Annotated in this window: 6 protein-coding genes; 1 reads left to right on the forward strand and 5 read right to left on the reverse strand. The window is 70.4% G+C overall.

The genetic code is table 11. From position 1 onward, the window contains the following. Nucleotides 1-646 (reverse strand): Clp protease N-terminal domain-containing protein (locus ACFE86_RS21380; RefSeq protein ID WP_375457328.1); only part of this gene is annotated, 646 nt, incomplete at its 3' end. 201 nt (nucleotides 647-847) lie between these two features. Between ACFE86_RS21380 and ACFE86_RS21385 the strand changes: the two genes are divergently transcribed. Beyond that, nucleotides 848-1,612 carry an MOSC domain-containing protein gene (locus ACFE86_RS21385; protein ID WP_375457329.1) on the forward strand — a complete coding sequence of 255 codons (765 nt, stop codon included), beginning with the start codon at nucleotides 848-850 and terminating at the stop codon, nucleotides 1,610-1,612. A 112-nt stretch (nucleotides 1,613-1,724) separates the two neighbouring features. Here the strand turns inward: ACFE86_RS21385 and ACFE86_RS21390 are convergent, their stop codons facing one another. From ACFE86_RS21390 to ACFE86_RS21405, 4 genes are all read right to left on the reverse strand, one after another. Beyond that, nucleotides 1,725-1,970 carry a hypothetical protein gene (locus ACFE86_RS21390; protein WP_375457330.1) on the reverse strand — a complete coding sequence of 82 codons (246 nt, stop codon included), beginning with the start codon at nucleotides 1,968-1,970 and terminating at the stop codon, nucleotides 1,725-1,727. A gap of 163 nt (nucleotides 1,971-2,133) precedes the next feature. Then, on the reverse strand, nucleotides 2,134-2,343 hold the full coding sequence (locus ACFE86_RS21395) for a hypothetical protein (RefSeq protein WP_375457331.1): 210 nt from the start codon (nucleotides 2,341-2,343) through the stop codon (nucleotides 2,134-2,136). A 291-nt stretch (nucleotides 2,344-2,634) separates the two neighbouring features. Then, nucleotides 2,635-4,002 (reverse strand): aminotransferase class I/II-fold pyridoxal phosphate-dependent enzyme, encoded by a 1,368-nt coding sequence (locus ACFE86_RS21400; protein ID WP_375457332.1) that lies wholly within the window; start codon nucleotides 4,000-4,002, stop codon nucleotides 2,635-2,637. Further along, nucleotides 3,999-4,327, reverse strand: a 329-nt coding sequence (locus ACFE86_RS21405; protein ID WP_375457333.1) for an acyl carrier protein, incomplete at its 5' end; no start/stop codon positions are given. The genes ACFE86_RS21400 and ACFE86_RS21405, both read right to left, overlap by 4 nt.

Genomic DNA, 4,327 nt, shown 5'->3' on the forward strand with positions numbered 1-4,327 from the left:
TGGCGGTCTTGCCGACGCCGGGCTCGCCGATCAGCACGGGGTTGTTCTTGGTGCGCCGCGACAGGACCTGGATGGTGCGGCGGATCTCCTCGTCGCGGCCGATCACCGGATCGAGCTTGCCCGCGCGCGCCGCCTCCGTGAGGTCGCGGGCGTACTTCTTGAGCGCGTCGTAGGCGTTCTCGGCCGTGGCGTTGTCCGCCGTCCGACCCTTGCGCAGCGCGTCGATCGCACCGTTGAGGGAGGCCGGCGTCACGCCGGCCGAGACCAGCGCCTTGCCGGTCTCGGTGTCTTTCTCGACGCTGAGCGCCAGCAACAGGCGCTCCACGGTGACGTAGGAATCGCCGGCTTTCTCGGCAGCCTTCTGGGCGGTATCGAACAGGCGCATCAGGTCGCGGGTCGCCTGCGGCTGGCTCGCGTTGCCCGACACCTTCGGCTGCCTGGCAAGCCACGCCTCGACCTGGGCGAGCGCCACCCGCGACTGGCCGCCGGCGCGGTCGATCAGCCCGGCGCACAGGCCCTCGGCATCGTCGAGCAGCACCTTCAACAGGTGGCCCGGCTGCAACTGGGGATGGCCCTCGCGCATCGCGAGGGTCTGGGCCGCCTGGACGAAGCCGCGGGCGCGCTCGGTGTAGGTCTCGAAGTTCATCGTGTCGCCATCCTTCGTTTCGGCCTCTTGCCGCCCGAGATGGCGCGGTGACGGCCCGAGACGTCGCCTTCCGATTTCGCATCGCGAAAAGGCCCCGGCGCCGCATGGCCGCCGGTGGTCCGGATGTGGTGTTGCATTTGCGCACCACAAGGGGTGGAAAGCCTCTTGCGCCGCAACACGTTTCGCGTCCACGCTACGGATATGACCGCGACGCTGTCCGCCCTCTACCGCTACCCCGTGAAGGGCCTCAGCCCGGAGCCGCTGGAGCACGCCGCCCTGGAGGCGGGCGCCTACTTCCCCGGCGACCGGCTCTACGCCATCGAGAACGGCGATTCCGGCTTCGATCCCGCGGCGCCGCGCTTCCAGCCGAAGACCAAGTACCTGATGCTGATGCGCGACGAGGCGCTGGCCCGCCTGCGGACGCGCTACGACGACGCCACCGCGACCCTGACCGTCGAGGCCGAGGGCGAAACGTTCGCGGCCCGGCTCGACACGCAGGAAGGCCGCGGGCGGCTCGAGGATTTCATGCGCCGCCTCCTGCCGCAGGCGCTGCGCGGCGAGCCCCGCGTGCTCGCGGCGCCCCCGCAGTACCGCTTCACCGATTCGACCACCGGCTACGTCTCGCTCGTCAGCCTGTCGAGCGTGCGCGCGCTGGAGACGTTCTGCGGCGTGCCGATCGATCCGCTTCGGTTCCGCGGCAACCTGCTCGTGGAGGGGCTGGAGCCCTGGGCCGAGTTGGAGATGGGCGGCGTCGTGCTCGAGGCCCCGAGCGGGCTTCGCCTCAGGCTGACCGAGCGCACCGTGCGGTGCGCGGCGACCAACGTCGACCCGACGAGCGGGGTGCGCGACCTCGACATCCCGTGGACGCTGGACGCGCGCCTCGGCCACCGCGACTGCGGCATCTACGCCGAGGTGGTCGCGGGCGGCACGCTGAGCGTGGGCGACGCCCTGACGCCTGCGCCCTGACGGATCGGACCGGCGGCCCGCGATGCCGACGCCTCAAGAACGATCCGCCGTATTGGCGCCACGCGCTCGGCCTCCGGCGGATGGGTGGACGGGCCGGAGCGGGCCGGCGATGTCATGAGCCTCTGCGCGCGACAGCCACCGGCTCGGTGTCGGAGCGGCGGTGCTCGCAGGAGATCTTCAGGTAGCGGCGGTCGCCCCCCGGCAGTCCGGCGGCGGCGGCCATGGTCTGGGCGTGCATGACGCACTCCATCGGCGTGCGCGCCGGGGCGACGATGACGTCGAGGGCGGTCTCGCGGGAGCAGTCCTGGGCCAGCAGGGTACCGGCACAGACGAGGGCGACGGACAACAGTTCGGACATGACGGACCTTGTGTTCGGGTGATCGACAGGTCCGCGGGGTGCTCGGGCGTGCGAGCCACCGCGTGTTTCTTGTCCGGGCGCGTCCTCGTCTCGATCGTTTCAGCGTTTCTTTGCAGATGGCGTGCCACTCCCGAAGGCCGGACGACGCCGTGACGTTGCGGCATCAGTCCCGGGCGGGAAGCCAGACCGGCTCGGGCTCGGGAACCGGCAGGAGCGCCGCGACCGCGTCGAGATCGACGGTGTAGCTGTCGGTCAGCAGCCGCCACATGTCGGTCGGCGAGGCCGCTTTCGCCTTCAGTCCGTCCAGCGCATGGGCGAGAGGCCCGGCATGGACCAGGGTGGGGCGGGCCAGGAACAGGTCGGCATCGAGCATGGGCGGGGGTGTCCTTGGACGACATCCCTAGAATTTCAGCGCACGGTTAACGAAGGCTTACCGCTTCGACGCGCGCCGGATCGCCCGGCACCCGAAGCCCCGAAGGTCAGAGCGACCGCACGGGCGTATCGACGGACGAAGACCGCGTCGGAGAGCCGTGAGACTTCGCCCGTCCGCAGGACCGTGCCGCGCATGCGCCCGCGACGACATCGGCACGCGCCATGAAGGACGCCTGGGTTGGGGGCCCGGACGTTCGTTCGGCAACGCGGACGAAACCTCAGCCAGGCTTGCTCAGCCGCGCTTGGCCAGGAGCTGCTCGATCAGCGAGCCGCCCTTCTCGATGGCGGCGAGTTCCTCGGCCACGGCGGCCACCGTCTCGCGGATCTGCTCCGGCGTGTGCTCGGAGGTCATGAAGAAGCGCAGGCGCGACGCGCGCTCGGGCACGGCCGGATGGATGATCGGCTGCACGTTGATGCCGCGCTTGAACAAACGGTCGGACAACGTCACCGACTTCAGCGAATCGCCGACGATCACCGGGATCACCGCGAGCCCCATGCTCGTGCCGGTGTCGAGGCCGTGCTTCTTCGCGCAGGCAAGGAACAGGCCCCCGTTCTGGCGCAGGCGCTCGACCCGCTCCGGCTCGGCCTGCATCACCGAAAGCGCGGTCTCCGCGGCCGCCGCCAGCGGCGGCGACATGCCGACGCTGTAGACGAAGCCGCCGGCGGTGCATTTCAGGTACTCGACCAGCGGCGCCGGGCCGCAGACGTAGCCGCCGCAGGCCGAGAGCGTCTTCGAGAGCGTACCCATCCAGATGTCGACGCGCGCCGGGTCGATGCCGGCATGCTCGAACAGGCCGGCGCCGGTGCGGCCGAGCACGCCGAGCCCGTGCGCGTCGTCGACCATCAGCCAAGCGTTGTGACGCTCCTTGAGGGCGACGAAGCCGGCGAGATCGGGCGCGTCGCCGTCCATGCTGTAGAGGCCCTCGATCACGATCAGCGCGCGGCGGTGCTCGTGCCGGGTCGCCTGGAGCAGGGCCTCCAGCGCGTCGAGGTCGTTGTGGGCGAAGGAGCGGCGCTGGGCGCCCGAGAGCTGCGCGCCGGTGACGATGCTGTTGTGGATCAGCGCGTCGTGGAAGATCACGTCGCCGGCTTCCAGCAGGGCACCGATCGTGGTGACGTTGGTGGCGTGCCCGCTCACCATCGCGACGCAGGCCGCGGTGCCGTAATGGAGGCTGAGCGCCTTCTCCAGGCTGAGATGGCCCGGCCGCTCACCCGCGACCACCCGGCTCGCCGACGCCGAAGTCCCGAAGGTCGTGATCGCCTCGCGGGCGGCCTCCGAGATCCGTGGATGGCCGTTGAGGCCGAGGTAATCGTAGGACGAGAAGTTGATGAACGACCGCCCGCCGATGCGGGTGGTCGCGCCGGCCTTGGTCTCGTGGACGTGGAAGAACGGGTTGTCGAGGCCGATCAGCTCCGCGGCCGAGCGTTGCAGGCGCAGCTCGCGGTAGCCCGGCAGACTCGCGAAATCCTGCACCGAAGGGTCGCCGGTCTTCTCCGGCGCCCGCAGCGCGGTGGGCCGGGGCGCCGTGCGTCCGAGCCGGTTCGTCACGAAGCCCGCGAGCGCGGCGCGCCCGCCGTCCGGCCGTGGCGATTGCGTCATGAAAGGATCTCTTTGCTCTCGAGGCTCTTCTGCTCGATGAGGTCTTTGAAGGGCGCGAGCGCCACGACGTCGACCTCGCCGCCGACGTGCTTCTGAGCTAGGCTCAGGGCGACGCCCGCGGCCTCGTCCATCGGCGCCGAAACCGCCTGAATTAAGGTCTCCGACAACTCGTTGACGGTCAGTCCCGAGGAGATTCCGGCCGGCGGCGCATCGAGGCCGAAGCGTTCCTGGAGGCTGGCGCCGAGCTCGACCCCCATCAGCGAGTCGAGCCCGATCTCGGAGAGCTGGCGCACGCGGCTGATGTCGTCCTTCGGCAGGCGCAGGA

Source organism: uncultured Methylobacterium sp. (assembly GCF_964244095.1).
In the GTDB taxonomy this organism is placed as follows: Bacteria; Pseudomonadota; Alphaproteobacteria; order Rhizobiales; family Beijerinckiaceae; genus Methylobacterium.